This window comes from Chamaesiphon sp. VAR_69_metabat_338, assembly GCF_031423935.1.
Taxonomy (GTDB): Bacteria; Cyanobacteriota; Cyanobacteriia; order Cyanobacteriales; family Chamaesiphonaceae; genus Chamaesiphon.
Genome location: NZ_JANPGM010000732.1, coordinates 1 through 4605, shown reverse-complemented (window position 1 = coordinate 4605; position 4605 = coordinate 1). Strand labels below are relative to the sequence as shown.

General features: G+C 46.6%; 5 protein-coding genes. All 5 read left to right on the top strand.

The features are described from left to right. Nucleotides 1-1263: tetratricopeptide repeat protein (locus tag RMO84_RS20365; protein WP_310490262.1), on the top strand; the 1263-nt coding region annotated here is incomplete at its 5' end. A gap of 459 nt (nt 1264-1722) precedes the next feature. After that, nucleotides 1723-2151 (top strand): hypothetical protein, encoded by a 429-nt coding sequence (locus tag RMO84_RS20360; protein ID WP_310490261.1) that lies wholly within the window; start codon nt 1723-1725, stop codon nt 2149-2151. A gap of 192 nt (nt 2152-2343) precedes the next feature. Beyond that, nucleotides 2344-3345, top strand: coding sequence for a UDP-glucose 4-epimerase GalE (gene galE / locus RMO84_RS20355; protein ID WP_310490260.1), 1002 nt, complete (start codon nt 2344-2346; stop codon nt 3343-3345). A gap of 92 nt (nt 3346-3437) precedes the next feature. Beyond that, nucleotides 3438-4280: an ABC transporter permease gene (locus RMO84_RS20350; RefSeq protein WP_310490259.1), complete on the top strand. Its 843-nt coding sequence runs from the start codon at nt 3438-3440 to the stop codon at nt 4278-4280. Nucleotides 4281-4317: 37 nt separating this feature from the next. Continuing rightward, a partial coding sequence (locus RMO84_RS20345) for an ATP-binding cassette domain-containing protein (protein ID WP_310490258.1) occupies nt 4318-4605 on the top strand: 288 nt, incomplete at its 3' end.

The following is a 4605-nucleotide window of genomic DNA, read 5'->3' as shown; positions in this document are numbered from 1 at the left end:
CAAAGCTTAAATCATTTGGCAGGCTTGTATCTAATGATGGGTAGGTATTCAGAAGCCGAACCTTTGTACGTTCGCGCCCACGAGATCTACGAAAGCCAACTCGGAGCCAGCCATCTCGACACGATCCAGACATTGCAAGATCTCGCCGGATTGTACTTGGCAATGGGGCAAAGCGATCGAGCCGAATTGCTATATATTCGCGCACTCAAACTTCACGAACAACAAGTCGGCGTCAACCACCTCACGGCAGTTGCACACCTCAACAAACTTGCTAATTTGTACTTAGAAATCGAGCGTTATGAAGACGCCGAATCGCTATATCTTCGTGCCTTGGATATTAGCGAACGCGAACTCGGGAACGATCGTGTAGATCTAGTTGCTAACTTACACCACTTGGCAGATTTATATAAATCGCTTCAGCAATATGAAGATGCCGAACCGTTGTATAGCCGCGCACTCGCAATTTGCGAACAAAAGCTAGGGGCTAATCATACTTATACGGCCCAAAGCTTGGGTCAGTTGGCAAATTCGTACTATGAAACTGGTGAATTTACACAAGCAGAGTCCTTACTGGTGCGCGCGCTAGCGATCTACGAAGAACAGTTAGGTCGCGAACACCCGCATACAGCTCAAAGTCTGAATAATCTTGCCAGCTTGTATTATCGGATCGAACGCTATGCCGAAGCCGAACCTCTTTATGCCCGTGCGCTAGGCATCTACGAACGTCAACTAGGTCAAGATCATCCCCATACCGCTCAAGGACTGAATAACTTAGGCGTACTATATTATAAGACTGGCAATTATGGCGCGGCAGAACCGCTATATCTAAGATCTCTCGAAATCCGGCAGCGTCAGCTAGGCAGCGAGCATCCGCAGACCGCCCAAAGCTTAAACAATCTGGCCGGCTTATATTACAAAACCGAGCAATACGCTACAGCAGAGACACTTTATCGCCAGTCGCTAACCATTAGAGAGCGGCACTTAGGTGCAGACCATCCGCAAATCGCCACTAGTCTCAATAATCTGGCCTTCGTGTACCAATCGATGCAGCGGTATGGTGAGGCCGAACAACTCTATACTCGCGCTCTTGGCATTCGGGCACAACATCTAGGTGCAGAGCATCCCAAAACTCAGAAAGTTCAACGAGATTTTCTTGACTTTCTCCAGCAAGTCGTGAATACTGGACGAGTCGATCGACTCTCTGACTTGCCACTGACCCAAGCCTTGCTCTCCAAGATGCAGGGGCAGGTAGATTCTCAATAGATCTTCTCCGTCATCGGTTTAATTGCTAGTTTGGGAGTGATTAACCGATCGATTGCGTATAAAGTTTAAAAATGAGCCTCAATCTAGCACGGAGGGAAGAGTCGTAATGTGATATGATTTTGGGCAAAGGGACACAAATGCTACATCAGTCACGCAAAAAATCTCTAAGCTCGCCCGTCATTCGAGTCTATATCACCGATAACCACAACACCATTCCATACCAATGACTAAAATTTAGCAGCAGCTAGCAATTGGAGCGCATCTGTATCGATCGAGCGGATGATGCTCGGGTCGAATCGCCAGGTTCTAGAGCCAAATGTCGATTGTCAGTGCTGGAATACCAATCGCTACTAATGTTCGGATCGTTTACTGGAGTGGGCTTCGACGATCTTTCCCGATCTCAGTCTCTCCACCGCAACCTTCAATTCACTGCCATTAATTTCAGCGAAGGAGGCCGAAGTGCAGGATAAATGTGTCAAAAAACGCCATCGATCGAAACGCCGGAGTATTTACTGTCCGATTCACGATTGTTATTTGGACAGTATGAGTAAAAAGTATTACTTGTTTGCCGATCGACCAGAACAGCTTGAGGCGCGTGGCTTCGGGCGGTTGGCCGCCAAATTATCGATCGACTTTCACACTACTGTCTCGATTACTGGCGAGTGGTTAGAATCTTTCTGGTGCGATCGATGTCAAAGGACAAAATGGTATTATGTTTGCAAAACTAGCGATCGTACTTACGAGCTAATTTTAGCTCCAGATGACCTCTGGCAGCGCGTAACTGGCGTCGTTCATCCCAATGGCAATCCGTCGGTGAGTGAATTTAGCCGCCGAGAAGCACGGGTCAAACAATATCAGGGAGTAAAGGCTTTTATCACCATTCGGTGACGATCGCCTACCTCCAATGTATTTAAATATACCAGCAAAATCGAGATCGAGATACCGTATTTTGGCGGATCTAGCGGATCGGTATGGTGTGAATAAGTTGTGCATGTGGCGGTTTAATGCTGGTTGTGGGCACCATAGACACAGAAGTTAGACCTCAAAATCACCTTTATCGAATTTTAAAGAGCTTACATTATGGATGCAGCCGATCGAGTAATACTAGTAACGGGTGGGGCGGGATATATCGGTGCTCATGCTGTCAAAGCGTTAGAAACGCGCGGGTTTCAAGTCGTTGTCTTAGATAGTCTAGTGTATGGACATCGCGAACCCGTTGAGGCACATCTCAAAGCGAAGTTAGTAGTGGGTGAGATTAGCGATCGCGCCGTCCTCGATCGGATTTTTACGACGTACAAGATTACTGCGGTAATGCACTTTGCGGCTTTTGCTTATGTAGGCGAATCGGTCAGCGATCCGGCTAAATATTGGCAGAATAATGTCGTCGGTACTTTGGCATTGCTCGATGCCATGCGCGCACATGGAGTCACCAATTTTATCTTCTCCTCGACTTGTGCCACCTATGGCAATCCACAGTATATTCCGATCGATGAGCAACATCCCCAGTTCCCGATCAATCCCTATGGTGCGGGCAAACTGGCGATCGAACGCGTGTTGCAAGATTACGATCCGGCTTATGGGATGAAGTCGGTAATTTTCCGCTACTTTAATGCCGCTGGTGCCGATCCGGATGGATTGTTTGGGGAAGATCACAATCCTGAAACCCACTTGATCCCGCTCATTCTACAAGCTGCCGCAGGCAAACGGGCGGCGATCTCCGTGTTTGGCTCGGACTATGAGACGCCAGACGGCACTTGTATCCGCGACTATATTCACGTTACCGATCTGGCTCAAGCACACGTTCTGGGCTTAGAATACTTGCTAAAGAACCAAGTCAGCCAAATCTTCAATCTGGGTAATGGGAATGGCTTCTCGGTTAAGGAAGTCATCGATACCGCCAAGCAAGTAACGGGCAAAGAGATCGCGATCGATTTCTGTCCCCGCCGCGCTGGCGATCCTGCTACCCTAATCGGCAGTAGCGACAAAGCTCGCCAAGTTTTGGGCTGGAAACCAGAGTATGCCGACTTGAATGCGATCGTCCAACACGCCTGGACTTGGCATCAACACCGCCATTTCTCGTAGGTTGGGTTGAGTAGAGCGAAACCCAACATCCCTAGACAGTTGGATTTTTTCAGATCCGACCTTTAATTCAGAACCCATAGATAGTCCCGATTATGAATGTAAAGAATACGGATGCCAAGCCGGAATTAATCATTGAAGCGGGACGAGCCGAACGCCAATATTGGCAAGATCTCTGGCGATATCGCGAGTTATTTTACTTTTTGGCTTGGCGAGATATTTTGGTGCGTTACAAGCAAACCGCGATCGGGATTGCTTGGGCATTGATTCGGCCATTTCTGACGATGGTGGTATTTACAGTCGTATTTGGCAATTTAGCCAAGCTGCCATCGGAGGGCGTTCCTTATCCAATTTTGGTATTTTCGGCGATGCTACCGTGGCAGTTTTTTGCTAATGCTTTGTCTGAATGTAGCAATAGTTTGATTGGGAATGCTAATTTGATTTCTAAGGTCTACTTTCCGCGATTGATCGTGCCAGTGAGTGCGATCGTGGTGAGTTTTGTGGATTTTATGATTTCAGGAATCATTCTGTTGGGATTGATGGCTTGGTACAACTATGTGCCGAGTTGGCGAATTCTGATGTTACCTGTATTTGTAGCGATCGCGTTTGCAGCTTCGATCGGTGCGGGGTTATTATTTGCATCGCTGAATGTCAAGTATCGAGATTTTCGGTTTATCGTACCTTTTATTACCCAAATTGGATTATATATTTCACCAGTCGGATTTAGCAGCAATATCGTCCCCGAACAGTATCGATTGCTTTATTCTCTCAATCCAATGGTCGGTGTAATTGATGGCTTTCGCTGGTCGATTTTAGGTGGAGACGCGAAACTATACTTGCCAGGATTTGCTCTATCATTAGGTCTGGTGTTACTACTATTAGTAGTGGGCATTGTTTATTTCCGCAAAGTGGAAAAGACTTTCGCCGATGTCATTTAAATAAAATTAGAGATCTAATAGAGAGATAGATTAACACATGTCTGACACAGTAGTTAGGGTCGAAAATTTAAGTAAGAAGTATATTCTGGGACATCAGAAGCAGGAAGGTTATACAACTTTACGAGAGTCGATGACTAGCGGTGTCAAAAATTTACTACAGCCATTCCGAGGTGGTAAATCACAACTTTACGATCCTGCTTCTGATGAGTTTTGGGCACTGAAGGATGTATCCTTTGAGATTAAGCAGGGCGACAGAGTTGGAATTATCGGTCGAAATGGTGCTGGAAAATCGACTTTACTCAAGATCCTGAGTCGCATTGTTGAG

Excerpts from the sequence above, each read along its gene's own strand:
- RMO84_RS20350 (WP_310490259.1), top strand. The coding sequence starts at position 3,438 with ATGAATGTAAAGAATACGGATGCCAAGCCGGAATTAATCATTGAAGCG.
- galE (WP_310490260.1), top strand. The coding sequence starts at position 2,344 with ATGGATGCAGCCGATCGAGTAATACTAGTAACGGGTGGGGCGGGATAT.